Below are 26,051 nucleotides of genomic sequence, written 5' to 3' on the forward strand. Positions count from 1 at the left end.
AAGGCCAACTCCCCCACAGGCGGCGCGGGGACGAACGGAGACCGTCATTTTCAATCTCATTTTCGCGACGCCCTGCCTGGTCGTCCTTGCCCGCTGGCTCTGGCCGCTGTCGATGTCGCTCTGGCTCAAGGCCGGCGTGGCGCTGCTCCTGCTGTTCGCCTCGCAGTTCCATTTCTGGAACCGGCTGTCCTCGGGATCGATCTTCGCCCCTGAATTTCCGCGCAGCGTCGTCATCCTGTTCAACTGGGCGTTCGCGGCAATCGTGCTGCTCGCGATGCTCCAGCTGCTGCTCGACATCGGTACGCTCGCGACCGCAGTCCTGCGTCGCAGCACCACCGCCGCGCCAGACGGGCTGCGCTACGCGATTGCGGTGCTCGCGGCGCTGATCTCCGCGATCGGCGTCTCGAACGCGCTGCGCGTGCCGCCGGTCAAGGACGTCGCGGTCACGATCACCGGACTGCCGCCGCGGTTCGAGGGGTATCGCATCCTCCAGCTCACCGATCTTCACATAAGCCGGCTGTTCCCCGCACGCTGGGCCGAGGCGGTGGTCACCCGCGCCAATGCCGCGGGCACCGACCTGATCGTCGTCACCGGCGACTTCATCGACGGATCGGTCGCAATGCGCCGCGCCGACGTTGCCCCGCTACGCGCGCTCCGCGCCCCCGACGGCGTCTATGCGATCCCGGGCAATCACGAATATTTCTTCGATTACGCCGCCTGGATGCGGCACCTCGACGGGCTCGGCTTCCGGATGCTCCCCAACAGCCATGCCGTGCTGTCCCGCGGCGACGCGCAGCTGGTGCTCGCAGGGCTCACCGATCTCTCCGCCCCCTCGGTCGGCCAGCCCGGTCCCGATCTCGACAGCGCGTTGCGCGGCGCGCCCGCGGGTGCGCCGGTAGTGCTGCTCGATCACCAGCCGCGCAATGCGCGCAACGCCGCAGCGCACGGCGTCGCGCTCCAGCTGTCGGGGCATACGCATGGCGGCGTCGCGCCCGGCTTCGACCGCCTGTTCGCGCGCGCCAATGGCGGGTTCGTATCCGGCCGCTACGACGTCGCGGGGATGACGCTCTATGTCGGCAACGGCACCGGCCTGTGGCCGGGCTTCGCGGTCCGGCTCGGCCGCCCGTCAGAGATGACGCGCTTCACGCTGCACGCCGCCGGGCCGGACCTCAATCCGCAGGCACCAGCGTCTTCAGATCGACCGTGATGTCGGCCAGCAGCGCCGGCTCGACACGCGCCGACGCGACCACCAGCGCGCGCCCCTGCACATAATCCCGCGTCTTGTTAACGCAGTCGAGCGCGACCACGCGGCCCCCTTTCAGATACACCACCGAGAAGCTGCGGCTCGCCGGGTCGCCGCGCAGCAGCGCAAGATCATGCCCCGTCGACAGCCCGACGCTCTGCAACTTCAGGTCATACTGGTTCGACCAGAACCACGGCACCGCGCCATAGGCCTCCTCGACGCCGGTCAGCGCCTTGGCGACGATCGCCGCCTGGTCGTTCGCGTTCTGCACCGATTCCACGCGGATCACGTCCCCGCCGGCAAAGCGGCTGGCATGCGCCGCGCAATCGCCGACCGCAAAGACATCGGCCAGGTTCGTGCGACACTGCGCGTCGACCATCACCCCGTTACCCCCCGCCGAACCGGCGCCTGCGGCGATCAGCGGCGCGACCGCGGGCACGATGCCGATCCCGACGATGACCATCTCGCACGGCAGCACCTTATCGTCGGCCAGACGCACGCCCGACGCGGCCCCGTCGGCGCCCTCGATCGCCGCCACCGTCACACCGGTCCGCAGGTCGACGCCGTGCGCGCCGTGCTCGGCCTCGTAGAACCGCGACAGCGCCGCCCCCGCCACCCGCGCGAGCACCCGGTCCTGCGTCTCGAGGACCGTCACCTGCTTGCCGAGCTTGGTCAGCACCGCCGCCGCCTCGAGCCCGATATAGCCGCCGCCGACGACCACGACCCGCGTGACGCCGGGCAGTTCGGCGATCATCCGGTCGACATCGTCGCGCGTGCGCACCCCGTGGACCCCGGCGAGATCATGCCCGTCGCACCCCAGCCGCCGCGGCGATCCCCCCGCGGCCCAGACGAGCGTGCCATAGTGCAGGCTCGTCGCGTCGGCGCTCTCGGTCGCCTGCGCGTCGACATGGCGGACACAATGCGCGGCTGCATCGATATGGCTGACGCGACGCCCGGGGATCAGCGTGATTCCGCGCTCCCCCCAGAAGCTGGCCGGACGCAACAGGATGCGATCGAACGCCTTTTCGCCGGCCAGATAGTCCTTCGACAGTGGTGGCCGCTCATAGGGGGGCGACGTCTCGTCGCCGATCAGCCCGATCGTCCCCGCAAAGCCGCGTTGCCGCAACGCGATCGCGACCTGCGCACCGGCATGGCCGGCCCCGACGATCAGGACTTCATGATGATTGCGAGCGGACATGCATCGACCTCTGTGATTGGCCGGTCTCGATGCCCGTCCCGACGCCGGTCGACAAGGGCGCGACGATGGTCGTAATGGCCAATCATCGCGATCGACCGGATAGAGGCCTGGAACCAGGCGCCGCCGGACGCGCTCAACCCGCGAGTCAGGAACTGTGCAAACCACCCCCTCCCCCCAGGCCCGCTCCGGCGACGGCATGCCCCACGCGGTCCCGCGCGGTTGCGCGATCATCGTCATGGGCGTCAGCGGCAGCGGCAAGTCGACACTCGGCCAGCGTCTCGCCGATCAGACCAGCCACCGGTTCCTCGAGGGCGATGGCTTCCACAGCGCGGAGGCGGTCGCCAAGATGCGCGCCGGCCATCCGCTCGACGACGCCGACCGCTGGCCCTGGCTCGACCGCGTCGGTCACGCGATCGGCGATGCGGTCGCGGCGGACGGCTTTGCGGTCGCCGCCTGCTCCGCGCTGAAGCGGGTCTATCGCGAGCGGCTCGGCGCTGCGGCGGGCGTCCCGCTGCTGTTCGTGCTGCTCGACACGGATCCGGCGGAGCTCGCACGACGGCTCGGCGCGCGCGCGGGGCATTACATGCCGGCCAGCCTGCTCGACAGCCAGCGCGCGACGCTCGAGCGTCCGGGGCCAGACGAAAACGCGATCACGCTCGATGCGCAGTCAACGCCCGACACGCTGGTACGTGACGTCTGGGCCTGGATCGATGACCGCGCCAGCGCGGATGGCGCTAACGGCACCGATCGGCGATAAGACCGACCAAGGTCGTAATGGCCACGCGGCAACTGGTGGCCGAACAGGGTGGCCGACAGCGCTTGCAGGATGGGGAATCTGATCGTGACGATAGGACGACGCGAATTTGTCATCGGCGCAACCGCGCTGGCCGCGGTGCCCGCGATCACGCAGGCGGCCACCCCGACGCGCAAGCTCGGCTATGCGATCGTCGGCCTGGGCTATTACGGGCTCGACGTCATCATCCCCGAATTCGCCAAATGCGCGCACAGCCGGCTCGCCGCGGTGGTCAGCGGTGACCCCGCCAAGGCGCGCCGCGTCGCGGCCGCGCACGGCCTGCCCGACCGGTCGGTCTACAGCTATGCGACCTTCGACCGGATCCGCGACAATCCCGATATCGATATCGTCTATATCTGCCTGCCCAACGCGATGCATGCCGAGTACACGATCCGCGCCGCGCGCGCCGGCAAGCATGTGCTGTGCGAAAAGCCGATGGCGGTCTCGGTCGCCGAATGCGAGGCGATGATCGCGGCCTGCAAGGCGGCGGATCGCAAGCTGATGATCGGCTATCGCTGCCATTTCGAGCCCTGCAATGTCGAGGCGATGCGGCTCGCGCGTGCGGGGACGATGGGCAGGACGCGTTACGTCCGGTCCGAACACGGCTTCGTCCAGCGCGATCCGTCGAAATGGCGGCTAAACAAGGCGCTGGCGGGCGGGGGCTCGCTGATGGACATGGGCATCTACAGCCTCCAGGCCGCACGCTACATGACCGGCGAGGAGCCCGTCGCGGTGACCGCGCGCGAGTCCACCGATCGCACCGATCCGCGGTTTCGCGAGGTCGAGGACATGATCGACTGGACGCTCGAATTTCCGTCCGGCGCGATCGCCAGCTGCCAGTCGATGTACAGCGCGAACCAGAACCACATCCTGCTGATGGGCGAACGCGGCCGGATCGAGCTCGAACCCGCGACCCGCTATGCCGACAACCGGATGTGGACAGGCGCCGACGGGCGCGAGCGCGATGTCACGCCCGCGGCGTCGGGCCGCACCCAGTTCGCCGGCCAGCTCGATCATCTCGTCACCTGCATCCGCACCGGCCGCGAACCGATCGTCTCGGGCGCGGAGGGTCTGCGCGACCTGCGTATCGTCGAGGCAATCTATCGCTCGGCGCGCGAGGGGCGGACGATCCGGCTGGTATCGGACACCAAGGCGTGATGCGCGTCCTGCTCGTGCTGGCGACGCTCGCGATCGCCACAGTCGCCTCGGCACAGGAAGCGGCGCGCGATTTCGCCGCGGCGACCGATATCCCCCGCGCGGTCGCGGCGCTCGAAGCGACGATGAAACCGGGTCAGGGCTTTGCGATGCAGACGCTCGTCAGCGGCGGGGGCAGCGTCGTCGCGCTCGAATATTGGAAAGCCGAAGGTCGTCCCGCGGTGCACCCCGATGAGAATGAATATGCGACCGTCGTCGCGGGATCGGGGACGTTGCTTTCGGGTGGACGCTTGGTCGATCCGCATGTCGTCAATCCCGGCCTCACCGACGGCGCGCGGATCGAGGGCGGCGCGACCCGCGCGCTCCGCCCCGGCGACGTCCTGCTTATCCCCGCCGGCGTTCCGCACGGCTTCGGTGTCGGCGCGAACGGGCTGGTCCTGCTCGGTACCAAGATCACGCCGCGCCGACCGGCTGCCCCTGCGCGATAAGATGCATCTGCCAATCGCGACGTCCCGATCGGGCGTCTCGATCCGCACCCTGATCTGCCGGATCTGATGACTGCGCCGGATGTCGGACCCGCTGCGAGAGCACGCATGCTACAACCGCGAATGCGCGTATTTGTGAGGATCTATAGGGCTGGCCTGGCGCGCGTATAACATCAGCAAACCGCAAGATCAGCGCTCGGATTCGACGTCGCGAACAGAATTCCCGGTCAATTGAGCGCTTTAATAATATTTGCGGGTGTCATTTTCTGCCAATAGCGCGTAGTCGCGCGAATGGAGGGGGAAAATTTTTCAACAATCAAGGATCCCGTGTGACCGAAACCATCAATACCGTCGAACTGGCGGCAGAACTGACGGCAGCCTGGCTGGCGAACCCCAACACCCGCACCGCTGCCGAAGACGTTCCTGCGTTTCTCCTGTCGATGCACACCGCCGTGACCAAGCTCACGACCGGCGCAGAGATGACGGGCGATACCGCCGAGGCGACGACCTATGAGCCCGCCGTGACGGCGCGCAAGTCGCTTGCATCGCCTGACCACATCGTCTCGATGATCGACGGCAAGAAGTACAAGACACTGCGTCGCCACCTGACGACGCATGGCATGACGCCGGAACAGTATCGCGAACGTTTCAACCTGAAGGCCGACTATCCGATGGTCGCTGCGACCTATTCGGAAGCACGCCGTGCGATGGCGAAGTCGATCGGCCTCGGCCGCAAGGCGGGCTCGAAGGTCGAAGCCGCTGCGGAAGACGCAGGCAAGACTTCGCGCAAGACCGGCAAGGCCGCGCTCGATGCCGCCAAGCGTACGCTCGGCAGCGACGATTGATGCGCCACGGGGAGGGCTGATCGCCCTCCCCGACCGTTAAAGGCATTCTGATCGCTCTACCGGTCGCGCCCTGAATCACGCTATAATGCCGTCTGGCCCGATCCGGGTTTCGCGCGTTACACAGATCGATGACCGAACCGATCTCCCCCGCCATTCCGGCTGCCACGTTGGTGATCTTTCGCGATCGCCCGTCGCTCGCCCCCGAACTGCTGATGGTCGAGCGTGCGGGATCGATGGCGTTTGCCGGCGGTGCACTCGTCTTCCCCGGTGGCCGCGTCGACCCTGCCGACCGCATGCTAGCAGAGCAACTCATCCAGCAGCCCGCTGATCAGACCGCGATCGAAGAGGTCGCCGCCCGCATCGCCGCAATCCGCGAGACGATCGAGGAGGTCGGGCTCGCCATCGGTCTTCATCCCGCACCGTCCGCCGATACGCTCGCGACACTTCGTGCGGCGCTGCATGCCGGACGGGAACTGGGACCCATGCTCGACGCGCTAGGGCTCCGCTGTGATCCGCACATGCTCACCTATTTCGCGCGGTGGCGGCCGGCGCATCATTTGACCCGCATCTTCGACACGCGCTTCTATCTCGCGCGCCTGCCTGCCGACGCCGCCCCCGCCCGTGTCGACGAGACGGAGAATGTCCGCCTGCTCTGGGCAACCGCTGCCGAGATCCTCGCGCATGCCGATGCCGGTCGCGCACAGGTGATCTTCCCGACCCGCCGCAACCTCGAACGCCTCGCGCTGTTCGCCGGCTTCGACGACGCGGTCGACGACACACGGCGCAGACCGGTCCGCACCGTGACGCCGTGGATCGAGCCGCGCGACGGGATCGACCATTTCTGCATCCCCGACGATCTCGGCTATCCGGTGACCAGCGAGCCCATCACGCGTGTGGCGCACGGCTGATGCGTGCGGTCCGACGGACGCTGGGCTGGGCCGTCGCGCTGGCGGTGATCGCGGGCCTCGGCCTGATACTCTGGTCGACACTGCGCGGTCGTCCGCAGGACCTGCCCTGGACCCCGCTCGACCTCGGCCAGCCGATCGGGCTGATGACCGGGCGCAAGCTCAACGCGCTGACTCAGTCCTATCCCGCCTGTCAGGCCGCGCTCGAGCGTGCCGGTGTCCGCTACACCGCGCTGCCGCCTCGCAGCGGTGAAGGCCAATGCGGCTATAGCGACGGCGTCCGGTTCACATCCGGTGGCGCACGGCGGATCGACTTCGCGCCCGCGGGTCTGGGCGTCGCCTGTCCGGTCGCCGCGGCGCTCGCGATATGGGAATGGAATGTCGTCCAACCCGCGGCCGAACGGCATTTCGGCACCAAGGTCACGAGCATCGACCATTTCGGCAGCTATAGCTGTCGCCGCATTTACGGCCGCGACGCCGGCACGTGGAGCGAGCATTCGACCGCCGACGCGGTCGACATTGCCGGCTTTCGGCTGGGCAATGGCACCCGGATCACTGTGGCCCGCGACTGGCGCGGCGATAACGAAAAGGCGGCCTTCCTCCGCGAGGTACGCGACGGCGCCTGCCAATTGTTCGCAACGACGCTCTCGCCCGATTACAACGCCGCGCACGCCGACCACTTCCATCTCGATCAGGCGGATCGCGGCGCGATGGGCTGGCGCGCCTGCCGCTGAGCCGTCAGGTCGCGAGCGACGTCCCGCTGTCGACCTTCTCCACCCAATAGGGGAAGAAGACCGGCTCCCGGCTCGACCAGCCCGACGCGGTCGCCGCGGCTTCGCTGATCGACTGGAGCAGCTTGCGGCGGAGTTCGGGATGGAGATGCGGCAACGCCGCCGCCGCGCAGAAGGCGGACGGCAGCCAGGGTCGGACATCCGCGCCGGCGAGCCGCTCGTACAGGAACCGGAACGCGGAAAAGCTCGTCAGCCGCCCCTGCCCCAGATCGAACGCGGCCAGCGTGACCAGTTTTCCAAGAAACCGGTCCGCCCCGCCAAGTCCCGCATCCTCGGGCAGAAGTCCGCGAAGATCGTCAAGACCAACATAGAGCCGCGCCTGTGCGCGGATGCTGGCCTCCTCAACCACGTCGCGCGACCAGCGCGTCATCGCATCCTCGCGATCGAGGCCGACATCGAGCGAACGCCGGATATAACGCTGCGTCGCGCTGGAAAAGCCGGCGAATTCCTTCATCTCGGCGAGCGTCGTGATGCCCTTTGCCGGTTTCATCTGTGAAGCCATATCGTCACCCCGCCTTGCTGCAAGTAACAGGCGTTCCCATGCATTTGGGGCAGAGGAGGGTCCCTAACGCATCGTCACGTCACGGTTATAAGCGACCATGAAATCTGTTGCACTGCAACACGCAATGCGACCAGTCGAGGCCAGGCATCAAACTTTTCGCCAAGGGCGGTATTTACGCAACATTCGAACTTGGAACGTTGGAGCGCCGCCCGCGCCCGGCATCGGCCAAGCGCGAGCAGACCCCAGGATAGATCAGCCGTTCTTTTCGGCCAGCTTGCGCTCTGCTTCGGCATCATAGCCCGACGACGGCGCCGGCCCCTGATTGTGCACCGGCTGAGTCGAGGCGGGCGGATCGCTCGCATCCATCGACTCGTCGAGCGCATTGTCGAGACGCGCATCGTTGCTCGACGGGTTCTTCTGCAGCCGCTTGCCGATCGACTTGTCCTGACCGGCCTCCTGGCGCGGGTCGCGGCCGTCGGTCCGGCCGTTGGCAGCATCGCCATCCTGCCCATCCGGTGCCACCGACAGGCTGTCGAGCGCGCGTTTGTCGATATCGGTCATGTCGAGACTCCTGTGAAAATCGTTACGGACGCAAACGGTTCAACGCGCCCGGTGTTCCTGCCTCTGCGACGAGCGACTCGCGTCGCGGACCGGTCACGCCGTTTCGTCGTCGAGCGCGCGGACCCGGACGGTCTGTGTCCAGAGCGTCGCTTGCCCGAACACCGTCATGAACGCGATGTCGGTGGCGTCGCGCCCGATGCAGACACGCGCGATATCACCACACGATGCCATCCCCGTCGGATCGACCAGCCGCCACGCGCCGTCGAGCCAGAGCTCGGCGACCGCGTGGAAATCGGGCGGATCGACGCCCGGCGCATAGGCCGAGACGCAGCGCGCCGGAATTCCCCCCGCGCGGGCGAGCGCGACCAGCAGATGCGCATAGTCGCGGCACACGCCCGACCGCGACGCGAAGGTGTCGAGCGCGGTCGTCTCGCCCGAACTCGATCCCATCCGGTAATCGAGCGCATTGCCGACCCACGCACTCAGCGCGGCCGCCAGCGCGCCACCGTCGAGCCCGGGAAACTCGCGCGCGACGAACCCCTCGAACCGGTCCGACTGGCAATAGCGGCTCGGCATCAGATAGGCGGTGACGTCGCCGGGCAGCAGCCGGGGCGGCGTTGTGCCATAGGCCCCGAGCGCGACGACCGGGCGCTCGACCTTCACCACCGCGCGGTACGCCGCGGTCAGCCGGCCATGTCCCCGCGCCCAGCAGCGCTGGCCGATGCCGTCCTCGCCCGGGACCGCGCGGATCGGGCTGTCCGACCAGATCGTCAGCGATTGTTCCTCGATCCGCTGGTCGGGCATCGCCGCCGCCTCGATCTGCAGCAACACGTCGGCGTCGCCGGCAATTCCATAATCCAGATGAACGTCGATCGAGAGACGCATTGTGGTCTTAAATCCTGGCCAGGATGCAAAAACGGCCCGGCAGTTTCCCGCCGGACCGTCACTGAGAGAAGGTGCGAAGCGCTTAGTTGCGGCTGCTGCCGAACAGGCGAAGCACGAACATGAACATGTTGATGAAGTCGAGATACAGGCTCAGTGCCGACATGATCACGACCTTGCCGACCATGTCCGTACCCGCGACCTGCATGTACAGGCTCTTGGTACGCTGCGTGTCATAGGCCGTCAGACCTGCGAACAGCAGCACGCCGACGCCGCTGATGACCAGCTGCATGACACCCGACTGGAGGAAGATGTTGATGATGCTCGCCACCAGCAGACCGACCACGCCGATGATCAGGAACGTCCCGAACGCCGACATATCGCGCTTCGTGGTGTAACCGTACAGACTCAGACCGGCAAAGCCGGCAGCCGTCGCGAAGAAGGCGCTGGCGATCGACGTGCCGCTATAGACCAGGAAGATCGTCGACAGCGACAGACCCATCAGGATCGCAAAGCCCCAGAACAGCATCTGCAGCGTCGCGGTGCTCATCCGGTTCTGCCCGAAGCTCATGCCGAACACGATCGCGAGCGGCGCGAACATGATGACGTACTTCAGCGGACCGCCGCCCATGAACACCTGTGCGGCAGGCGACGATGCACCGCCCCAGGCGAACAGAAGCGCGACGATGCCGGTCAGCAGCACGCCCGAGCCCATATAGTTATAGACCGACAGCATGTACGAACGGAGACCCGCGTCATACGCTGCCGAACCGGTGGTGGTGGCCGTCGCTCCGAACGGCGCGGCACGAGGCCGGGGATCAGACCAATTAGCCATTGAAATTACAACTCCTCTATCCGGCCACATGCCGGTTGCGTGCAACATCGGTGCTGGGAGGACGATTTTCAAGCGGAGACGTTCCCAATTCGGGGTGATCGGCGCTATGATTCCTGCCGATGTTACGCCTGTTTCTCGCGCTCCGCCCGCCCCTCCACATTCGCGAACAGCTGTTCGACCTGATGGACGGGATCGGCGGTGCGCGCTGGCAGGATGACGAGCAGCTCCACGTCACGACGCGCTTCCTTGGCGAGGTCGATCCGCGCCTGGCCGACGACATCGTGACCGAGATCGACCGGCTCCGCCTGTCGCTGACGCCGGCGGCCCCAACGGTTGCGCTGCACGCGGTCGGCCAGTTCGCGAGCCGCGGGCGTACCGACACGCTCTGGGCGGGCGTTACCCCGCACGCCGCGCTCACCGCGCTGCACCGCAAGGTCGATCAGGCGGTGGTCCGCGCCGGGCTTCCCCCCGACCGCCGCGCCTATCTGCCGCACGTCACGCTCGCCCGGCTGCCGCGATCCCTCGGCACGTCCCCGGAGATCGACGGCTGGATCGCCCGCCATGCCGGGCTCGCCAGCGCGCCGTTTGCGATGACCCATCTGACGCTGTACCAGAGCCACCTCGGCCGCGACGGTGCCTGGTACGAACCGCTGCTGCGCTGGCCGCTCGAACCCGACGCCGGAACCGCCGGCGACTTTGGCGGGTTCGCGTCGGATCAATAGGGAGAGACGGACATGCGGATTGCAACATTTGCGCTGATCGGTGCAGCGGCGCTCACGCTGGCGGCCTGCGATCAGAAAGGGCTCGAGACCGGCACGCCGGTTGCAGGCGGGCAGAGCGCACGCGCGATGCTGATGAACGCCGCCGGGGTCGATGTCGGCCGCGCGACCGCGACCGACGTCGCCGGCGGACTGCGCTTCACCGTCGATGCCAAGGCGCTGCCGCCGGGCACGCACGGCGTCCACATCCACACGACCGGTCGCTGCGACGCCCCCGACTTCACGACCGCGGGGGGCCACTGGAACCCGACATCCATGAAGCACGGGTCGATGAACCCGCAGGGGCCGCATGAGGGCGATCTGCCCAATCTGATCACCGGCACCGACGGCCGCGGCACGGTCGGCGTCACGATCCCGGGCGCGACGATGGCCGGGCTGCTCGATGCCGATGGTTCGGCGTTCGTGGTCCATGCCGGTCCCGACGATCTGATGACCGACCCCGCCGGCAACAGCGGCGGCCGCATCGCCTGCGGCGTGTTCCAGCCGAGCTGAACCGCTTAGCCTAGCCATGGCATCCTCGGCGAGGGACCATGGCTAGGCGACCTCCCCCGCCGCCCGGGCCCGCGCCTCGCGCGAAGCCTCCGCGGCGGGGACCAGCCGGTACGCCGCCACGGCTGTGGCCAGCGTGATCGGCACGCTGACCAGCAGCGACAGCATCCCGACCGACAGGCTCCCGCTGAGAGTCGAGACGCGCCCCGCCAGATATGGCCCGAGCGCCAGCCCGATCAGCGTCGTCCCGATGAAGAAGGTCGCGGTCGCCGTCCCCCGCATCCGCGGCAGCACCAGGTCCTGCGTCGTCGCCGCCGCAGCACCGAGCGCGCAGCTCGCGGTAATCTGCGCAAGGAAGATCCCGGCATAGAAGGCCAGCGGCACCGACGCGGTGAAGGCGAGGCACAGGAACGGCACCGGCACCACCGCGCCGAAGATCACCACCAAAAGCCGCCCGGCAGGGTTGGTCCGCCGCAACCGGTCCGAGACCACTCCGCCCATCGTCAGCCCGAGAAACCCAGCGAGCGCACCCAGCCCGCCGAGCAGGAACCCCGCGCTCGACGGTGTCGCGCCGAGCACGCGCAGCGCATAGGGCGCCGCCCAGAAGCTTGCCGCATAGCTGAGGAACGCGTTCAGGCCATAGGCGACGACCGTGCACAGGAACGCGGGCGTGCCGATGATCAGCGCGAAGGTCGGCGGATCGCGACGGCGCAGCGCACAAGCCCAGGAGAACACGGCATAGACGCCGGTCCCGATCGCCACCCATTGCGGCCAGGGCTCGCCCGCTGCCATCAGCCCGACCACCGCCAGCGTGACGATCGCCAGCCCGGCGAGGTTGACGACGAACGCCCCGACCCCGCCCATCGCCGCACCGATCAGCGTCAGCGGCGGTACGATCGTCAGCAGCTCGCCGGCAAAGGCGCGGAACGGTGCGGGGTGCGGCGCCGGTTCGGGAAGCCCCTCGACATGCCCGCGGATCGGTTCCCTCAGCGTCGCGATCCAGATCGCGAGCAGCAGCCCGGGCACACCGACCGCCATGAACGCCGCCTGCCACCCGACCAGCCCGAACGGCCCGCCCCCCGGATAGGCCCGGTTCCAGCCCTGCACGATCGCCCCGCCGATGAACAGCGAGCAGCCGCCACCGACATAAAGCCCGGCCGAATAGATCGACAGCGCGGTCGCACGCAGCCTTTTGGGGAAATAATCGGAGATCAGCGAATAGGCCGACGGGCTGGCGGTCGCCTCGCCGATCCCGACGCCGATCCGCGCCGCCGCGAGATGCCCGCCGGTCCGCGACAGGCCGGACACCGCCGTCATCACCGACCAGAGCGTCAGGCCGATCGTCATCAGCCGGACGCGGTGCCAATTGTCCGCAAGCCGCCCGAGCGGAATGCCGAACAGCGCATAGAAGACCCCGAACGCGGTCCCGTAGAGGAACCCGAGATCCTGGTCCTTCAGTCCCAGATCGCGCTTTATGTCCTCGGCAAGGATCGAGATGATCTGCCGGTCGACGAAGTTGAGCACATAGACCAGGAACAGGATCGACAGCACATACCAGCCATAGCGGGTCGCCCCCGCCTGCCCGTCCGGCTCGGCAGGCGGCGCCGCTTCTTCGAACTTCGATTGATCCGCGACCTGCGCCATGACCCCTCCGACCGTCGTTTTCGAGCAATCGGTATCAGAGGTTTCTTCGTATCAACAGCGGTTTCACGCGGTCGCGGTATGTCAGCCCGATGTCGCCTGACGCCGCCGGGTCGCACCCTGTTCCAGCCGCCGCAACAGCGACTCGATCGAGGGTGGTGACGGCGGTGCAGCCGGCGCCGGCGCATCGACCAAACGCGGCTCATGCCGCACCGCGCCGTTGACGGCGCCAACTGACGGTGGCGTCGATGACGGAACCGACGATGGCGCCGACCAGGCCACCGAGACCCGCGGCGCGACGGACTCGCTGACCGTGATCGGGATCGTCGCAGCCTCCACCGGTTCATCGATCGCGACGGACGCGTCGGCTAATGCTTCGACCCGCTCCTCGTCTTCTACCGGAGTGGCTGGCGCGACCGGCGGCGTCTCGGCCTGCACCAGCGGCGTGACCGGCCGGATCGGCGCCATCGGCACCGGCAGGATCGCATGCGGGTCGAACGCCGCGAGCGGCTGGTCGAGGTCCGCGGGGATCGACCGCTCGAGCGTGACCGGGTTCGCCGCGGTCACCTCCATCATCGGCGTGCCGAGATCGGCCGCGGTCATCGGCCGGCGTGGCGGCGCGTCGGGATGCGCATCGGCCCGGCGGATGACGGGCACGCCGTCGTCGCGGCGACGCGGCGGACGGACCAGCAGGCCCCCCGGCCCCACCAGCAGGAACAGCGCCGACCAGGTCACCGCCGCGCCGATGACCGCGGTGGCCAGCGCAAGGACGACGCGCGCGGTCGTCCCCAGCGGCGGCTGTGCGGCGGGGATCAGCGCGGCGACGCCGGTCCGCCAGACCAGTTCCTCGAGCATCGTCCCCGGCATCGCGACGAAGCCAAGGATCGCGGCGACCGCGACGATCAGTGCTGCGGCGACGGGAAGGTGGCGGATCGGGGACTGTCGATGGAATTCGGTCATGCCATGGTCCGTCATTCGGCCTGTATCAGCCGATGGTAAAGCGGTTCGTAACGCAAAATGTTTGACGACCAGTTACGGTCGCGCTCAACGAACGCCCGCGCGCGCTGGCGGCGCGACGGCCAGTCCGTGCGATCGTCGAACATCCCCGCCAGTGCCGCCGCGATCGCTGGCGGATCGTCGGGTGGGAACAACGTGCCTGTATCCCCGTCACGAATCAACTCGCGGTGTCCGCCCACGTCCGACGCGGCCACCATCCGCCCCTGCGCCATCGCCTCGAGCGGCTTGAGCGGCGTCACCAGATCGGTCAGCCGCATCCGCTTGCGCGGATAGGCGAGGATGTCGATCAGCCCGTAATAGCGCTCGACCTCCGCATGCGGCACCCGGCCGACGAAATGGATCGCGTCCGCGACCGGCGAGGCCGCGGCCTGCGCCGCCAGCGCATCCGCCATCGGCCCGCCCCCGACCAGCAGCAGCCGCGCGTCCGGCCGTGCGGCGACCAGCGCGGGCATCGCCGCGATCAGGTCGTCCAGCCCTTCATAGTCATAGAAGCTGCCGATGAAGCCGACCACGTCCTTGCCGTCGAGCCCCAGCGTCGCCGCCAGCGCGTCATCGCGCGGCGGCACTGCCCCGAACAGCGTCAGGTCGACGCCGTTGGGCGACACCATGATCTTGCCCCCGTCGATCCCGCGCGCGATCAGGTCGTCGCGCAGCCCCTCGCAGATCACCGCGACGCCGTCAGCACGGCCGACCGCCCAGGTCTCGAGCGCGCGCGTCGTGCGATAGGCGAGCGATCCCTCGGCCCCGGTCCCATTGCCGACCGCGGCATCCTCCCAGAACGCCCGGATCTCGTAGACCAGCGGCAGTTTGCGCCGCCGCGCGACGATCAGCCCCGCCAGCGCATCGAGCACCGGCGAATGCGCGTGCAGGATATCGGGGCGAAAGGCATCGACCGCCGCCTCGATCCGCCGGGCAAAGGCGCGGATCCCGGCGATCTCGCCCAGCGGCCCCGACCGGCGCGTCGCCGGCGTCCGGTGGAAGGTCAGCCCGTCGACCGACTCCACGGCAGCGGCGGCCGGGCCATGACGCTGCCCGGTCACCGCCGCGACCGTCCAGCCGCGCGCCTCCTGCGCCTTGAGGATCGCCCGCGTGCGAAAGGTATAGCCGCTCTGCAGGGGCAGGCCGTGGTCGAGGATATGAAGAATGCGCATCGTGAGTAGCGTGTTGCCATGACAGCGCTTAACGGCGCGTCAACCGCCATGGCCTATGCCGCGGCGACGGACACGGGCGGCGACGGGACCGCGCAGACACGGAAAGGCCGGCCGATGATCGACAATTTCGCGCTGGGCCTGACGCACGGCCTGATGATGCTCGCCGCGATCCTGCTCCTGCGCCGCCCCGATCTCGATTCCGAGCCGAAATCCGACGACGATCGCACGGGTACCGACACGCTCGACCGTGACGGACTCCGCCCGCGTGCGTGATCTCGCCTTCATCGCCTTCCTGGCTGCGATCTTCGCGCTCGGGTTCCGGCGTCCGTTCCTGCTCGTCCTCGCCTATGTCTATATCGACATCGTCTCGCCGCAACGACTGACCTATCTGCTCCTCAACACCGTCCCGATCTCGCTGATCGCGGTCGCGCTGGCGGTCGGCGGCTGGCTGATCGCGGACGACAAGCGCGACACGCGGGTCGCGCCGCGCCAGCTGCTGATCGTCGTGCTGCTGCTCTATTGCTGGGCGACCACGCTCGCCGCCGACTTCCCGATCGAGGCGAAGGACAAATGGGACTGGGTGTGGAAGGCGCTCGCCTTCGCCGCCTTCTTGCCGCTGACGCTGCGCACCCGGCTCCGGATCGAGGCGCTGCTGCTGTTCATGATCCTGTCGGCGGCCTCGATCATCATCGTCGGCGGGATCAAGACGATCGCCAGCGGTGGCGGCGGTTACGGCCAGCTGAACCTGATGGTCGACAATAATTCGGGGCTTTATGAAGGCAGCACGATCAGCGCGGTCGCAATCGCGATCATCCCGATCATTATCTGGTTCATGCGCTACGGGACGATCTTCAGACCCGACTGGCGCGTCCGCGGCTTCTGCGTCGCGCTCGTCTTCGCCTGTCTGCTGATCCCGGTCGGCACCTCGACGCGCACCGGCCTGCTCTGCATCGCGCTGCTCGCGGTCCTGTCGCTCCGCGTCGTCAAGCGCAAGGCGCTGTATCTGGCGGGGCTCGGCGCACTCGGGCTGATCGCGATCCCCTTCCTGCCCTCGACCTTCACCGACCGCATGAACACGATCAAGACCTACCAGGCCGACGAATCCGCCTCGACCCGGATCGCGGTGTGGCAGTGGACGATCGACTATGCCAAATCGCATCCGTTCGGCGGTGGGTTCGAGGCCTATCGCGGCAACCGCATCCGCTACGACCTGGCCGGCACCGGCGCTGCGACGCCGGGCCGTGTCGAGGAAGACAAGGCGCGCGCCTATCACAGCGCCTATTTCGAGATGCTCGGCGAACAGGGCTATTTCGGTCTCGTGCTGTGGCTGGTGCTCAATCTCGGCGGCCTCGTCCGGATGGAGATATTGCGCCGCCGCTACCGCGATCCGGAGGGGCAGTTCGCCTGGGCCGGCCCGCTCGCCGCCGCATTGCAGAGCGGCCATCTCGTCTATCTGCTCGGTGCGGCGTTCATCGCGATCGCGTTCCAGCCGTTCATCTACATGCTGATCGGCGCGCAGATCGGGCTCGACACCTATCTCGGGCGCAAGCGCCGTGACGCGAGCTTCCGGCCGATGCGTCGTCCAGCCTCCCGCCCCCTGCCGGCATGAGCGAACTGAGGGCGCTGACCGGCGCGCGCGGCGTCGCCGCCTGGTTCGTCGTGCTGTTCCATCTCCGCGCCGCGCTCGGCGTGTCCGACGGCGTGCAGCGGTTTCTCGCCAAGGGCTATCTCGCGGTCGACTTCTTCTTCCTGCTCTCGGGCTTCGTGATCTGGCTGAGCTATGCCGACCGGATCGCCGTGCAGCGCTGGCGCGCCATCCCCGGCTTCCTGCGCCGCCGGGTCGCGCGGATCTGGCCGCTCCATCTCGTCATGCTCGGCTTCGCACTGCTGATCGTCGCCGCGCTCGCGCTGACCGGACGCCCCCCCGACCCGCGCTTCCCGCTCGACCGCTTGCCGGTGCATATCCTCCTGCTCCAGAACTGGCCGATGACGCGCGACTGGTTCGGCGTCACCGCGCTCGACTGGAACGATCCCGCCTGGTCGATCTCGAGCGAGATGTTCGCCTATCTCGTCTTCCCGCTGCTCCCGCTCCTCATCGACTGGCGACGCGTCCCGACACCGGGCCTGATTGCAGCGATCGCCGTCGCGCTGGGCCTGCTCGCCTACGTGATGCGATCGAACGGCATGGCGACGCTCGGCCAGGCGATCCCCTGGTTCGGCGTCCTGCGCTGCGTCACCGAATTCGCAGCAGGCACCGCGGTCGTGGCCCTGTGGCTGCGCTACCGCGAGCAGCCCCGGCGCGCACTTGTCGCAGCCTTGTGCGTCAGCGGCCTGGGCTTTGCGAGCTTCGCAACCGGCCTCGTCAACGAGATCGTCGCGATACCCGCCGCACTCGCGGCACTGCTGCTCGCCATCGCACTGACCTCGAACCGCCCCCGCAACCCGCTCGCCTCATGGCCGCTGCACAGGCTCGGCGAGATCAGCTTTTCGACCTATCTCAGCCATTCGCTGTTCTGGACCGCGTTCAAGATGGCGTTCGTCGCCAGCGCGGTCGCGGTCCCGCCGCTCCTGATCGGCGCGTTGCTAACCGGGATCCTGCTGGCCTCCCTCGTCCTGTACCACGGCGTCGAGCGGCCCGCGCAGGCCTGGATCAACCGCGTTGGACACGCAGCAAAAAGGGGCCAGCAAACGCGCTGACCCCCCTGTATCTCGTCGCCTCTGGCCGCCGGCCGTCAGTCGACCGGCTCGTCCGCCAGTTCTTCCTCGAGCGCGGCGATGATCGCCTTGTTGAACGCGGGGATGTCGTCGGGCTTGCGGCTGGTGATCAGATTGTCGTCGACCACGACCTCCTCGTCGACCACGTCCGCGCCGGCATTCTCCAGATCGGTGCGGATCGACGGGAAGCTCGTCAGCCGGCGCCCGTCGATCACATCCGCCTCGGCCAGCAGCCAGGGCGCGTGGCAGATCGCCGCGACGATCTTGCCGTCCTCCATGAACTCGGTGATGATCTCGATCGCGCGCTCCTGGACGCGCATCGCGTCCGGGTTGGCGACGCCGCCGGGCAGCACCAGCGCGTCGTAATCGTCGGTATCGACCTCGTCGAGCGTCAGCTCGGGGGTGATCGTCTCCGCCTTGTTGATGTCGCCCTTCATGCCCTGGATCGGGTCGGTCTTGATCGACGCGAGCGTCACCTTCGCGCCCACCGCCTCCAGCGCCTTCTTGGGTTCGAACAGCTCGACGGTCTCGAAACCGTCGGTGGCGAGGATCAGAATGCGTGCCTGGGAAAGATCGGCCATGTCATGTCTCCAGTGAAATCCCGTGCCCCCTCAACCCCGCGCCGCGCGGGTCGTTCCGGAACGATGCGCCCGCCCGAACATTTCGAATGACGGCCGGAAGGAACGACGCATTGCCCAGCAGACTCGTATATTCAGATGACAGCAAGCCCGGCATTTCGCGCCGCAAGATGCGCGCCGGCTGGGGCTATTGGGACGCATCGGGCACCCGCATCACCGACCGCGACGAGATCGACCGGCTCAACGCGGTCGGCCTGCCCCCCGCCTACAGCAACGCCTGGTTCTGCCCGAAGCCCAATGGTCATATCCAGGCGGTCGGCTGGGACGAGAAGGGTCGCAAGCAATATCGCTATCACGCCGGCTTCCGCGAGGCGCAGGACGCCGCGAAATATGAGCGCTGCGCCGATTTCGGTCTCGCTCTCCCGAAGCTGCGCAAGGCGGTCGAGGCCGATCTGCGCAGACGCTCGCTCAGCCGCGACCGTGCGGTCGCCGCGGTCCTTCGCCTGCTCGACGGCGGGCATATCCGCATCGGGAACGAGGCCTATGCCGCCGCGAACGAGAGTTTCGGCGCGACGACGCTCCGCAAGCGCCACGGCGCGGTGAAGGGCGCCACGCTCCGGCTCGAATATAAGGGCAAGTCGGGCAAGATGCGGACGCTCCGGATCACCGATCGCTCGCTCAGCAGCTTCGTGAAGAAATGCCAGGATCTCGATGAACAGCATCTCTTCGCCTGGCTCGACGATGACGGCGTCGCGCATCCCGTCACGTCGAGCGACGTCAACGCCTATATCCAGGCGGTCACCGGGACCGACTTCACCGCCAAGCACTTCCGCACCTGGGCAGCCAGCGTCGCCGCGTTCGAGGCGCTCGCCTCGGCCGAGCGCGATCTCAGCCTCAAGGCGATGCTCGAGCCGGTCGTCGCGCGGCTCGGCAACACGCATGCCATCGCACGCAAGAGCTATGTCCACCCGGCCCTGATCGACCTCGTCAAACAGGGCCAGTCGACCTTCCGCAAGGCGCTCCGCCTCCCGCGCGCCAAGCGCTATCTCAGCCGGGAGGAATGCGGCCTGATCGCCTTTCTCGAGGCCGGCACACCCGCGACCATCGCCGTCGCGGCCTGACGAGTATCCAGATGTCCAATAGCAACAGCGTCGCCAAAGCCCCCATCTTCGACGCGAGCGATGTCGGCAGCCAGGCACAGGGCTTCGTCACCGCCAGCCTCGCCTGGGTCCAGGCCTATTGGCTGCAGATCCTGATCGCGTTCGGCGCCGGCGCGCTGATCGTCCTCGCGCTCCACACCGCACGCCGCTTCGGCAGCCGGCTGTGCGAACGCCCGCGCGCGCTCAACGGCTGGGGGATCGTCGTCGGCAAGGCGGTCTCGCGGACCAGCAACTTCTTCATCGTCATGCTCGCCGCCAAGCTCGTCGACGGCTATTCCGCCGCACCGGGCGAGGTCGCGACCACGGTCAACTTCCTCTTCACCGTCGCCGCGGTGTTCCAGGTCGCGGTCTGGGTGCGCGAGATCATCCTCGGCGCGATCGAGCACCGCACCCAGTCCGAACATTATTCGGGTGAGGCGCTGCTGTCGGCGATGGGGCTGATCCGCCTGCTCGTCACCTTCGTCGTGTTCGCGGTTGCGATGGTCGTTGTGCTCGACAATCTCGGCGTCAACGTGACCGGCCTTGTCGCGGGCCTCGGCGTCGGCGGCATCGCGATCGGTCTGGCCGCGCAGGGCATCTTCGCCGACCTGTTCGCCGCGCTCGCGATCATCTTCGACCGTCCGTTCCGCCGCGGCGATTCGATCAGCTACGACACCGCCTCGGGCAGCGTCGAGGCGATCGGCCTGAAATCGACCCGCATCCGCGGCATCGACGGCGAGGAGCGCGTGATCTCGAACAAGAACCTCCTCAACAAGGAGATCCTCAACAACACGCAGCGCAACCACCGCCGCGCGAAGTTCATCATCGGCGTCACCTATTTCACCCCCGCCGAAATCTGCGCACGCATTCCCGACATGCTGAAGGACGTGGTTGTCTCTCAGGGCAAGATCTTCGTCCGCGCGGGCTTCACCGGCTTCGGCGCATCGAGCCTCGATTTCGAGGTCCAGTTCGACAGCGACGGCCCCGACTATGCCAGCTTCTACAACGGCCGCACCGCCGTCGGCATCGCGATCCTCCAGCGGTTCAACGACGAGAAGATCGAGATCGCCTTCCCCACCCAGGTCAACCTCACCGCCGCCCCGGACGGGTCGATGGTGATGCCATTCCCGGAGGTGCAACAGGCGCGCGCGGATTCACCATCCACCTGACGCCATCCCCGGGTCTGACGGAACTCGCCACACCAACCACCACACCCCCCCGGCGAAGGCCGGGGCCCAGTTGGTGAGGCCGCAGTAACGGAGCGCACCCGTCGCCAATCCCGTCCCCCAACTGGGCCCCGGCCTCCGCCGGGGAGGACGAAGGAAGCGCGGGAGGCCTGCTGCAAGGGGGAAGCCCCCCCCCTCCGTCATCCCCGCGAAGGCGGGGATCCATATATTCGACGGGTCGAGATACCCCTCACCGCCAGCCAGTATGGATCCCCGCCTTCGCGAGGATGACGAGGCGAAGGTAAATAGACCTAAAAAGCCCCCCTCAGATCCCCCCCTCATCCAGCGACAGCAACGTCGCATTCCCGCCCGCCGACGTCGTATCCACCGACACCGCCCGCTCCGCACAGAAGCGGTAGAGATAGCGCGGACCGCCCGCCTTGGGCCCGGTCCCCGACAGCCCCTCGCCGCCGAACGGCTGTGACCCGACCACCGCACCGATCATCGACCGGTTGATGTACAGGTTGCCGACCGCCGCCTCGGCCTCGATCACTTCGGCCGCGCGCGCGATCCGGCTGTGCAGCCCCATCGTCAGGCCGTAGCCCTTGGCGTTGACCCGCGCGATCGTCTCGCTCAGCTTGCCCGCCTCCCAAGTCGCGACATGGAGGATCGGCCCGAACCACTCCTCGTTCAGATCCTCGATCGCGCCGATCCGCACCAAAGTCGGCGGCACGAACAGGCCGTCCGCGGGCACGTCGAGCGTCTTGACGGTCTTCGCCGCCACCCGCGCGCGATACGCCATCAGCCGGTCATAGGCGGCCTGGTCGATCACCGGCCCGACATCGGTCGCGGGATCGCCCGAACGGCCGATTCTCAGCGTGTCCATCGCGCCCGACAGCATCTCGATCACGCCGTCGGCGATATCCTCCTGCACCAGCAACAGCCGCAGCGCCGAGCAACGCTGCCCCGCCGAGCGGAAGGACGAGGCGATCACGTCCGCCACGACCTGCTCGGGCAGCGCGGTCGAATCGACGATCATCGCGTTGATCCCGCCGGTCTCCGCGATCAGCGGCACGATCGGTCGGCTGTCGTCCTCGAGCAGCGCGCGCGCGATCTTGCGCGCGGTCGCGGTCGAGCCGGTGAACGCGACGCCCTGAATGCGGGCGTCCGCGGTCAGCGCCGCGCCGACCTCCGGCCCGCCCGTGACCAGGACCAGCACGTCGGCCGGCACGCCGGCTTCGTGCGCGAGCTCGACTGCCCGCGCGGCGATCCGCGGCGTCTGCGGCGCGGGCTTGGCCACCACCGCATTGCCCGTGACGAGCGCCGCCACCGTCTGCCCCAGGAAGATCGCGAGCGGGAAGTTCCACGGCGCGATCGTCGCCCAGACCCCGCGCCCCTCGATATGCAGCATGTTGCGCTCGCCGGTCGGCCCCGGCAGCTCGATCGGCTGCAGCTTGGCGCGCGCCTGCTGCGCATAATAACGGCAGAAATCGACCGCCTCGCGCACCTCGCCGATCGCGTCGGGGATCGTCTTGAACGCCTCCTGCACACAGATCGCCATCAGCTCGTCGCGATGCTTCTCGAGCAGGTCGGCCAGCCGATCGAGACACGCCGCGCGCTCTTCGACCGGCGACCGCGACCAGCCCGGGAACGCCGCATGCGCGCGGGTGATGGCATCACTCACCGTTCCCCCGCGAAGGCGGGGGTCCAGCCCCTCCGGCTCACGCGCGGTAGCGCGGTCGGCGCTCTGCGCCGAGTCTGGGCCCCTGCCTTCGCGGGGGAGCGCGCCCTGTGACAATGGCGCATTCACCACCTTAACAGTTGCCGCCAGCGTCTCCACGTCACTCAGATCCAGCCCCGCCGAATTCCGGTGCCCGCCCGCCCCGAACAGGTCGACCGGCAACGGTATGCTCGGATGCCGCTTGCCCCCGACCGCGGCGATCTTCGCCACCGGATCCGCGAGGATCTCCCCCTCGGTCAGCCGTTCATCCGCCAGCTGGTGCACGAAGCTCGAATTCGCCCCATTCTCCAGCAGACGCCGGACGAGATACGCCAGCAGGTCGCGGTGCCCGCCGACCGGCGCATAGACGCGGCAATGATAGCCGTTGTCCTGTACCAGCCGCTCGTACAGCCCGTCGCCCATGCCGTGCAGCCGCTGGAACTCGAAATCGCGGCTGTTGCCCGCCCATTCCATGATCGTCGCGACCGTCAGCGCATTGTGGCTCGCAAAGGCCGGCCGGATATTCTCCGCCGCCAGCATGTCCTTGGCGACCGCCAGATACGACACGTCGGTCGCCGCCTTGCGCGTGAAAAGCGGATAGTCCGCCAGCCCCTCGACCTGCGTCCGCTTGATCTCGCTGTCCCAGTACGCGCCCTTGACCAGCCGCACGTTCATCACGCGGTCGAGCCCGTTCGCCCATGCGATCACCGGCCGCGCGCGCTTGCCATACGCCTGCACCGCCATGCCGAACCCGTCCCAGCCCTTCAGCGACGGCAGCCCGGCGACCGTGCCGATGATGTCGAGGCTCATCTCGAGCCGCTCGGACTCCTCCGCATCGACGGTCAGCGCGATGCCCTTCGACGCCGCCTGCACCGCCAGTGCCTCGAGCATCTCGGTCAGCGCGGGCACGCACTCGCTCCACCGCGCGACCTCGTAGCGCGAGTGGAGCGCCGACAGCTTGACCGAGATCGAATGCCCCGCCGCCGGATCGCGCCCGACCGCATCGACCGCACCGACATAGGCCTGGAAATAACGCTGCGCATCGGCATGCGTCCGCGCCGCCTCGCCGAGCATGTCGAAGCTCGCGGTGAAGCCCTTGTTCTCCGGCCGCCGCATCCGCTTCATCGCCTCGTCGATGGTCCGGCCCATCACGAAGATCTCGCCCATCATCTTCATCGCGGCACCCACCGCCTGGCGCACGAACGGCTCGCCCGCGCGGCTGATCAGCCGGCGCAGCGGCCCGGTCGCGCCCTCGCCGACCAGCACGCGGCCGACCACCAGCCCCCAGGTCGCCGAATTGACGAGCTTCGAATTCGACTTGCCCGCATGCGCACGCCAGTCGGCATCGCCCAGCTTGTCGGCGATCAGCAGGTCCGCGGTCTCGGGATCGGGCACGCGCAGGAACGCCTCGGCGAGGCTCAGCAACGCGACCCCTTCCGACGAATTCAGCCGATATTCCTGGAGGAACTGGTTCACCCAGCCCTTGCTCTGCGCCGCGCGCAGATCGGCGAGCAGGCCGAGCGCATGCCCCATCACCCGCTCACGCGAATCCGAATCGAGCGCGGCACGCTCCAGCAGCGGTTTTAGAACATCGGGTTCGCTTGCGCGGTACAGCTTTGCCATGGTGTTACGGGCATTGGACGTTACGGCAGTCGACATTTTCCAGCTTCCGGTTGGGTGAGGCTTGCGGTCGGCCAGCCTGTACGCCTAGAGACGTCGCTGCGCTTAGCGCCAAACAGGCTAGGAGGGGAATGCCGTGGCGACGATCACCACCGCCGAGATGCAGAACCGCGTCGGCACCGAGACGCTGTCCGACTGGGTCGAGGTCACGCAAGGCATGATCGACAAATTCGCCGACGCCACCGGCGACCATCAGTTCATCCATGTCGATCCCGCCCGCGCGGCGCAGACCCCATTCGGCGGGACGATCGCGCACGGCTTCCTCACGCTCTCGCTGATGCCGCTCCTGTCGTCGAAGATCCCCGACGCACCGACCATCGAGGGCGCGAAGATGGGCGTCAATTACGGCGGCAATTCGGTCCGGTTCCTCACGCCCGTCCGGTCGGGATCGAAGGTCCGCGGCCGCTTCAAGCTGCTGTCGTTCGACGAGAAGCGCCCCGGCCAGTGGCAGCAAACCAACAGCTTCGCGGTCGAGATCGAGGGCCAGGACAAGCCCGCCCTGATCGCCGAATGGATCAGCCAGGTTTTCGTTTGATACCGCTCCCCCTCCCGCTTGCGGGAGGGGACTTCAGAAAAAGGATAGCATCATGCGTTCAGCCGTCATCGTCTCCACCGCCCGCACCCCGATCGGCCGCGCCTATCGCGGTGCGTTCAACAACACACCCGCGCCGACGCTCGCCTCGCATTCGATCAAGGCCGCGGTCGAACGCGCCGGAATCGACGGCGCCGAAGTCGACGACGTCGTCTTCGGCTGCGCGCTCCAGCAGGGGCATCAGGCGGGCAACATCGCGCGCACCTCGCTGCTCCGCGCGGGGCTGCCGACGACGGTCAGCGGCATGTCGCTCGACCGCCAGTGCGCCAGCGGGCTGATGGCGATCGCCACCGCCGCCAAGCAGATCATCACCGACCAGATGGACATCACGATCGGTGGCGGGGTCGAGAGCATCAGCCTCGTCCAGACGCCGCAGATGCGCGTCGCCCCCGATCCCGAACTGCTCGCGATGCACCGCGACGTCTATATGCCGATGCTCCAGACCGCCGAGGTCGTCGCCAAGCGCTACGGCATCACGCGCGACGCGATGGACGCCTATGCACTTCAGTCGCAGCAGCGCACCGCCGCCGCGCAGGCCGCGGGCTATTACGACGCCGAGATCGTCCCCGTCACCGCGAACATGGCGATCGTCAACAAGGAGACCAAGGACGTCACCTACAAGGAGGTGACGATCGCCCGCGACGAGGGCAACCGCGCCGACACGACGCTCGAGGGTCTCCAGTCGCTGAAACCCGTGATGGGCCCCGACATGACGATCACCGCAGGCAATGCCAGCCAGCTGTCCGACGGGTCGTCCGCCTCGGTCCTGATGGAGGAGAAGATCGCGTCGCAGCGCGGTCTCCAGCCGCTCGGCCGCTATATCGGCATGGCCGTCGGCGGCACCGAGCCCGACGAGATGGGGATCGGCCCGGTCGTCGCGATTCCCAAGCTGCTCAAGCGCTTCGGCCTCAAGATGGACGATATCGGCCTGTGGGAGCTGAACGAGGCGTTCGCGGTCCAGGTCCTCTATTGCCGCGACACGCTCGGCATTCCCGACGAACTGCTCAACGTCAGCGGCGGCGCGATCTCGATCGGCCATCCCTACGGCATGACCGGCGCACGCGCGACCGGCCATGCGCTGATCGAGGGCAAGCGCCGCGGCGCAAAGCATGTCGTCGTGACGATGTGCGTCGGCGGCGGCATGGGCGCGGCGGGCCTGTTCGAAGTCCTGTGATGCTCGCGGGGCGGC

General features: G+C 67.9%; 26 protein-coding genes. 16 read left to right on the forward strand and 10 right to left on the reverse strand.

Annotation, left to right across the window (positions count from 1 at the left end; genetic code table 11):
- The first annotated feature begins 112 nt into the window (after positions 1 to 112).
- Positions 113 to 1,207 (forward strand): metallophosphoesterase, encoded by a 1,095-nt coding sequence (locus ASE89_RS07905; RefSeq protein WP_082451333.1) that lies wholly within the window; start codon positions 113 to 115, stop codon positions 1,205 to 1,207.
- Here the strand turns inward: ASE89_RS07905 and ASE89_RS07910 are convergent.
- Entirely contained in the window at positions 1,170 to 2,441 is a 1,272-nt protein-coding gene (locus ASE89_RS07910) for an NAD(P)/FAD-dependent oxidoreductase (RefSeq protein ID WP_056675803.1), read from the reverse strand. The two genes, ASE89_RS07905 and ASE89_RS07910, sit on opposite strands and share 38 nt — an antisense overlap.
- Before the next feature lie 196 nt (positions 2,442 to 2,637).
- Between ASE89_RS07910 and ASE89_RS07915 the strand changes: the two genes are divergently transcribed.
- The 6 genes from ASE89_RS07915 to ASE89_RS07940 all read left to right on the forward strand — a co-directional run bounded on the left by ASE89_RS07915 (position 2,638) and on the right by ASE89_RS07940 (position 7,358).
- Positions 2,638 to 3,198 carry a gluconokinase gene (locus ASE89_RS07915; RefSeq protein WP_236701671.1) on the forward strand — a complete coding sequence of 187 codons (561 nt, stop codon included), beginning with the start codon at positions 2,638 to 2,640 and terminating at the stop codon, positions 3,196 to 3,198.
- Positions 3,199 to 3,282: 84 nt separating this feature from the next.
- On the forward strand, positions 3,283 to 4,392 hold the full coding sequence (locus tag ASE89_RS07920) for a Gfo/Idh/MocA family protein (RefSeq protein WP_236701672.1): 1,110 nt from the start codon (positions 3,283 to 3,285) through the stop codon (positions 4,390 to 4,392).
- On the forward strand, positions 4,392 to 4,877 hold the full coding sequence (locus ASE89_RS07925; RefSeq protein WP_056675809.1) for a cupin domain-containing protein: 486 nt from the start codon (positions 4,392 to 4,394) through the stop codon (positions 4,875 to 4,877). The genes ASE89_RS07920 and ASE89_RS07925 overlap by 1 nt, the downstream gene beginning before the upstream one ends.
- A gap of 326 nt (positions 4,878 to 5,203) precedes the next feature.
- Positions 5,204 to 5,719, forward strand: coding sequence for a MucR family transcriptional regulator (locus tag ASE89_RS07930; protein WP_031393951.1), 516 nt, complete (start codon positions 5,204 to 5,206; stop codon positions 5,717 to 5,719).
- Positions 5,720 to 5,847: 128 nt separating this feature from the next.
- Complete coding sequence (locus tag ASE89_RS07935; protein ID WP_056675812.1) at positions 5,848 to 6,627, forward strand: NUDIX hydrolase; 780 nt, start codon at positions 5,848 to 5,850, stop codon at positions 6,625 to 6,627.
- Positions 6,627 to 7,358, forward strand: a complete 732-nt coding sequence (locus tag ASE89_RS07940; RefSeq protein ID WP_056675814.1) for an extensin-like domain-containing protein — start codon at positions 6,627 to 6,629, stop codon at positions 7,356 to 7,358. Before ASE89_RS07935 ends, ASE89_RS07940 begins: the two co-directional genes overlap by 1 nt.
- Positions 7,359 to 7,362: 4 nt before the next feature.
- Here ASE89_RS07940 and ASE89_RS07945 read toward each other — a convergent pair whose 3' ends face one another.
- The 4 genes from ASE89_RS07945 to ASE89_RS07960 form a co-directional block, all read right to left on the reverse strand.
- Positions 7,363 to 7,917 carry a hypothetical protein gene (locus ASE89_RS07945; RefSeq protein ID WP_056675818.1) on the reverse strand — a complete coding sequence of 185 codons (555 nt, stop codon included), beginning with the start codon at positions 7,915 to 7,917 and terminating at the stop codon, positions 7,363 to 7,365.
- A gap of 252 nt (positions 7,918 to 8,169) precedes the next feature.
- Complete coding sequence (locus ASE89_RS07950) at positions 8,170 to 8,478, reverse strand: hypothetical protein (protein WP_031393947.1); 309 nt, start codon at positions 8,476 to 8,478, stop codon at positions 8,170 to 8,172.
- Positions 8,479 to 8,571: 93 nt separating this feature from the next.
- Positions 8,572 to 9,363 (reverse strand): transglutaminase-like domain-containing protein, encoded by a 792-nt coding sequence (locus ASE89_RS07955; protein WP_031393946.1) that lies wholly within the window; start codon positions 9,361 to 9,363, stop codon positions 8,572 to 8,574.
- Positions 9,364 to 9,445: 82 nt separating this feature from the next.
- On the reverse strand, positions 9,446 to 10,195 hold the full coding sequence (locus tag ASE89_RS07960; RefSeq protein WP_056675821.1) for a Bax inhibitor-1/YccA family protein: 750 nt from the start codon (positions 10,193 to 10,195) through the stop codon (positions 9,446 to 9,448).
- Between the two features lie 119 nt (positions 10,196 to 10,314).
- Between ASE89_RS07960 and thpR the strand changes: the two genes are divergently transcribed.
- Positions 10,315 to 10,917 carry an RNA 2',3'-cyclic phosphodiesterase gene (gene thpR / locus ASE89_RS07965; RefSeq protein ID WP_056675824.1) on the forward strand — a complete coding sequence of 201 codons (603 nt, stop codon included), beginning with the start codon at positions 10,315 to 10,317 and terminating at the stop codon, positions 10,915 to 10,917.
- A 12-nt stretch (positions 10,918 to 10,929) separates the two neighbouring features.
- Entirely contained in the window at positions 10,930 to 11,466 is a 537-nt protein-coding gene (locus tag ASE89_RS07970; protein WP_056675827.1) for a superoxide dismutase family protein, read from the forward strand.
- Positions 11,467 to 11,508: 42 nt separating this feature from the next.
- On the opposite strand, the gene ASE89_RS07975 is transcribed toward ASE89_RS07970, so the two are convergent.
- The 3 genes from ASE89_RS07975 to ASE89_RS07985 form a co-directional block, all read right to left on the reverse strand.
- On the reverse strand, positions 11,509 to 13,107 hold the full coding sequence (locus tag ASE89_RS07975) for a spinster family MFS transporter (RefSeq protein ID WP_056675829.1): 1,599 nt from the start codon (positions 13,105 to 13,107) through the stop codon (positions 11,509 to 11,511).
- 81 nt (positions 13,108 to 13,188) lie between these two features.
- Positions 13,189 to 14,064: a hypothetical protein gene (locus ASE89_RS07980; protein WP_156363362.1), complete on the reverse strand. Its 876-nt coding sequence runs from the start codon at positions 14,062 to 14,064 to the stop codon at positions 13,189 to 13,191.
- 11 nt (positions 14,065 to 14,075) lie between these two features.
- Positions 14,076 to 15,272: a TIGR04063 family PEP-CTERM/XrtA system glycosyltransferase gene (locus tag ASE89_RS07985; RefSeq protein ID WP_056675835.1), complete on the reverse strand. Its 1,197-nt coding sequence runs from the start codon at positions 15,270 to 15,272 to the stop codon at positions 14,076 to 14,078.
- A gap of 18 nt (positions 15,273 to 15,290) precedes the next feature.
- Here ASE89_RS07985 and ASE89_RS07990 point away from each other — a divergent pair, with 18 nt between their 5' ends.
- From ASE89_RS07990 to ASE89_RS08000, 3 genes are read left to right on the forward strand one after another with little or no spacing between them, the layout of a single operon-like run.
- Positions 15,291 to 15,545: a hypothetical protein gene (locus ASE89_RS07990; RefSeq protein ID WP_156363363.1), complete on the forward strand. Its 255-nt coding sequence runs from the start codon at positions 15,291 to 15,293 to the stop codon at positions 15,543 to 15,545.
- Positions 15,538 to 16,881, forward strand: coding sequence for a putative O-glycosylation ligase, exosortase A system-associated (locus tag ASE89_RS07995; RefSeq protein WP_056676432.1), 1,344 nt, complete (start codon positions 15,538 to 15,540; stop codon positions 16,879 to 16,881). Before ASE89_RS07990 ends, ASE89_RS07995 begins: the two co-directional genes overlap by 8 nt.
- A complete protein-coding gene (locus ASE89_RS08000) occupies positions 16,878 to 17,969 on the forward strand; it encodes an acyltransferase family protein (RefSeq protein ID WP_056675839.1) in 1,092 nt (363 codons plus the stop codon). The genes ASE89_RS07995 and ASE89_RS08000 overlap by 4 nt, the downstream gene beginning before the upstream one ends.
- 35 nt (positions 17,970 to 18,004) lie before the next feature.
- On the opposite strand, the gene ASE89_RS08005 is transcribed toward ASE89_RS08000, so the two are convergent.
- On the reverse strand, positions 18,005 to 18,568 hold the full coding sequence (locus ASE89_RS08005; protein ID WP_031394328.1) for a type 1 glutamine amidotransferase domain-containing protein: 564 nt from the start codon (positions 18,566 to 18,568) through the stop codon (positions 18,005 to 18,007).
- Between the two features lie 86 nt (positions 18,569 to 18,654).
- On the opposite strand from ASE89_RS08005, the gene ASE89_RS08010 reads away from it, so the two are divergent.
- Both ASE89_RS08010 and ASE89_RS08015 read left to right on the forward strand, forming a co-directional pair.
- A complete protein-coding gene (locus ASE89_RS08010; RefSeq protein WP_056675842.1) occupies positions 18,655 to 19,686 on the forward strand; it encodes a DNA topoisomerase IB in 1,032 nt (343 codons plus the stop codon).
- 11 nt (positions 19,687 to 19,697) lie between these two features.
- Positions 19,698 to 20,873, forward strand: a complete 1,176-nt coding sequence (locus tag ASE89_RS08015) for a mechanosensitive ion channel family protein (protein WP_056675844.1) — start codon at positions 19,698 to 19,700, stop codon at positions 20,871 to 20,873.
- A 322-nt stretch (positions 20,874 to 21,195) separates the two neighbouring features.
- On the opposite strand, the gene putA is transcribed toward ASE89_RS08015, so the two are convergent.
- Positions 21,196 to 24,213 carry a bifunctional proline dehydrogenase/L-glutamate gamma-semialdehyde dehydrogenase PutA gene (gene putA, locus ASE89_RS08020; protein WP_056675847.1) on the reverse strand — a complete coding sequence of 1,006 codons (3,018 nt, stop codon included), beginning with the start codon at positions 24,211 to 24,213 and terminating at the stop codon, positions 21,196 to 21,198.
- A gap of 133 nt (positions 24,214 to 24,346) precedes the next feature.
- On the opposite strand from putA, the gene ASE89_RS08025 reads away from it, so the two are divergent.
- Together ASE89_RS08025 and ASE89_RS08030 are read left to right on the forward strand one after the other, a co-directional pair.
- Positions 24,347 to 24,805, forward strand: coding sequence for a MaoC family dehydratase (locus ASE89_RS08025; RefSeq protein WP_082451336.1), 459 nt, complete (start codon positions 24,347 to 24,349; stop codon positions 24,803 to 24,805).
- Between the two features lie 52 nt (positions 24,806 to 24,857).
- Positions 24,858 to 26,036 carry an acetyl-CoA C-acyltransferase gene (locus ASE89_RS08030; RefSeq protein ID WP_056675849.1) on the forward strand — a complete coding sequence of 393 codons (1,179 nt, stop codon included), beginning with the start codon at positions 24,858 to 24,860 and terminating at the stop codon, positions 26,034 to 26,036.
- The last annotated feature ends 15 nt before the right edge of the window (positions 26,037 to 26,051 follow it).

Source organism: Sphingomonas sp. Leaf30 (assembly GCF_001422525.1).
Taxonomy (GTDB): domain Bacteria; phylum Pseudomonadota; class Alphaproteobacteria; order Sphingomonadales; family Sphingomonadaceae; genus Sphingomonas; species Sphingomonas aerolata.

Excerpts from the sequence above, each read along its gene's own strand:
- ASE89_RS07905 (WP_082451333.1), top strand. The coding sequence starts at position 113 with ATGTCGCTCTGGCTCAAGGCCGGCGTGGCGCTGCTCCTGCTGTTCGCC.
- ASE89_RS07910 (WP_056675803.1), bottom strand. The coding sequence starts at position 2,441 with ATGTCCGCTCGCAATCATCATGAAGTCCTGATCGTCGGGGCCGGCCAT.
- ASE89_RS07915 (WP_236701671.1), top strand. The coding sequence starts at position 2,638 with ATGCCCCACGCGGTCCCGCGCGGTTGCGCGATCATCGTCATGGGCGTC.
- ASE89_RS07925 (WP_056675809.1), top strand. The coding sequence starts at position 4,392 with ATGCGCGTCCTGCTCGTGCTGGCGACGCTCGCGATCGCCACAGTCGCC.
- ASE89_RS07935 (WP_056675812.1), top strand. The coding sequence starts at position 5,848 with ATGACCGAACCGATCTCCCCCGCCATTCCGGCTGCCACGTTGGTGATC.
- ASE89_RS07940 (WP_056675814.1), top strand. The coding sequence starts at position 6,627 with ATGCGTGCGGTCCGACGGACGCTGGGCTGGGCCGTCGCGCTGGCGGTG.
- ASE89_RS07945 (WP_056675818.1), bottom strand. The coding sequence starts at position 7,917 with ATGGCTTCACAGATGAAACCGGCAAAGGGCATCACGACGCTCGCCGAG.
- ASE89_RS07950 (WP_031393947.1), bottom strand. The coding sequence starts at position 8,478 with ATGACCGATATCGACAAACGCGCGCTCGACAGCCTGTCGGTGGCACCG.
- ASE89_RS07955 (WP_031393946.1), bottom strand. The coding sequence starts at position 9,363 with ATGCGTCTCTCGATCGACGTTCATCTGGATTATGGAATTGCCGGCGAC.
- ASE89_RS07960 (WP_056675821.1), bottom strand. The coding sequence starts at position 10,195 with ATGGCTAATTGGTCTGATCCCCGGCCTCGTGCCGCGCCGTTCGGAGCG.
- thpR (WP_056675824.1), top strand. The coding sequence starts at position 10,315 with ATGTTACGCCTGTTTCTCGCGCTCCGCCCGCCCCTCCACATTCGCGAA.
- ASE89_RS07970 (WP_056675827.1), top strand. The coding sequence starts at position 10,930 with ATGCGGATTGCAACATTTGCGCTGATCGGTGCAGCGGCGCTCACGCTG.
- ASE89_RS07975 (WP_056675829.1), bottom strand. The coding sequence starts at position 13,107 with ATGGCGCAGGTCGCGGATCAATCGAAGTTCGAAGAAGCGGCGCCGCCT.
- ASE89_RS07980 (WP_156363362.1), bottom strand. The coding sequence starts at position 14,064 with ATGACCGAATTCCATCGACAGTCCCCGATCCGCCACCTTCCCGTCGCC.
- ASE89_RS07985 (WP_056675835.1), bottom strand. The coding sequence starts at position 15,272 with ATGCGCATTCTTCATATCCTCGACCACGGCCTGCCCCTGCAGAGCGGC.
- ASE89_RS07990 (WP_156363363.1), top strand. The coding sequence starts at position 15,291 with ATGACAGCGCTTAACGGCGCGTCAACCGCCATGGCCTATGCCGCGGCG.
- ASE89_RS08000 (WP_056675839.1), top strand. The coding sequence starts at position 16,878 with ATGAGCGAACTGAGGGCGCTGACCGGCGCGCGCGGCGTCGCCGCCTGG.
- ASE89_RS08005 (WP_031394328.1), bottom strand. The coding sequence starts at position 18,568 with ATGGCCGATCTTTCCCAGGCACGCATTCTGATCCTCGCCACCGACGGT.
- ASE89_RS08010 (WP_056675842.1), top strand. The coding sequence starts at position 18,655 with ATGACGGCCGGAAGGAACGACGCATTGCCCAGCAGACTCGTATATTCA.
- ASE89_RS08015 (WP_056675844.1), top strand. The coding sequence starts at position 19,698 with ATGTCCAATAGCAACAGCGTCGCCAAAGCCCCCATCTTCGACGCGAGC.
- putA (WP_056675847.1), bottom strand. The coding sequence starts at position 24,213 with ATGGCAAAGCTGTACCGCGCAAGCGAACCCGATGTTCTAAAACCGCTG.
- ASE89_RS08030 (WP_056675849.1), top strand. The coding sequence starts at position 24,858 with ATGCGTTCAGCCGTCATCGTCTCCACCGCCCGCACCCCGATCGGCCGC.